The 1,216-nt window shown below is 38.9% G+C and carries 1 protein-coding gene; it reads right to left on the reverse strand.

The window, feature by feature from the left end; genetic code table 11:
* The coding region (locus OFO01_RS08965) for an ABC transporter permease (protein ID WP_270875554.1) at positions 1-1,147 on the reverse strand (1,147 nt) is incomplete at its 3' end.
* Between the last annotated feature and the right edge of the window lie 69 nt (positions 1,148-1,216).

The raw sequence follows: 1,216 nt of genomic DNA on the forward strand, positions 1-1,216 counted from the left end.
CAATCGGATTTAATTTACTTGCATTTCTAGCCGGTAAATAGCCAAAAATAATGCCGATAGCCGATGAAACGACAAAGGCAATCACAAAAGGTGCAGTTGTAAATTTCATCGTAAAATCTGAGCTAATGCTGTTAAATCCATATCCTAGCGTAAGTGCAAGCAAAATGCCGATAAATCCGCCAAGAGAGCAAAGCAAAATGGCTTCAATTAAAAATTGTTGCAAGATATTTGATTCTTTTGCGCCTATTGCCATAGCTATGCCGATTTCGCGTGTGCGTTCGGTAACGCTAACAAGCATGATATTCATAACGCCTATTCCGCCGACAATAAGAGAAATCACAGCAATCGATGAGATAAGAATTTTCATAGTTCCTGTTGTGCTTTCGACCGTTTGTCTTATAGTGTCTGAATTTCGTGTATGAAAATCTCTCGTGCCGTGTCTTTGCATTAAAAGCTGAGTAATGCTTTCTTCTGCCATTTGCGGATCAACATCGTCTTTTACTTTTACGGTGATTGAATTTATCCTACGATTGCCTGAAATTTTATTTATCAAAGTCGAATACGGCACATAAATTCGCAAACTCTCGCTTACACCAAAAGCATTTTTTTCATCAGCCGCAACGCCGATAATGCGAAGCGGTTTTCCTGCAAATGTGATAGTTTTGCTAAGCGGATTTTCATTTTTAAAAAACTGCTTTTTCGTATTTTGATCTATCACGACCACAGAAGCAGAGCTTTCTATATCTTCTGCGCTAAAATTTCGTCCGCTTTCTATTTCTATTCCGCTAACAGAAAGCGAGTGTTCGCCACCGCCCCTAACTTCGGTTCGAGAGTTAAAATTTGCATAAGTTAGCGTTCCGCTTGAATTTACATTTGGCGTCGAATAATCAATATACGGCTGTCTTGCCAAAGCATTTGAATCAGAAATGGTTAGAGTGCTAACAAACCCTGCTCGCATATCTCCAAAACTTCTTCCTGCTTGAACGGTGATCGTATTTGTTCCGATAGACTTAATCGAAGCTAAAATTTTCTCTTGTGAGCCATTGCCTAAGGCGACAACGCAGATAACAGAAGCTATACCGATAATAATACCAAGCATAGTTAGCATTGAGCGAAGTTTATGCGAAAATATCGCACTCACAGACATTTTAAAGCTCTCTAAAAATTGATCTTAGGCGGAGAAAAGCTAGTTTTCTATTTCTAGCTTTTCTTTATG

It is taken from the genome of Campylobacter sp. JMF_01 NE2 (assembly GCF_027737365.1).
In the GTDB taxonomy this organism is placed as follows: domain Bacteria; phylum Campylobacterota; class Campylobacteria; order Campylobacterales; family Campylobacteraceae; genus Campylobacter_B.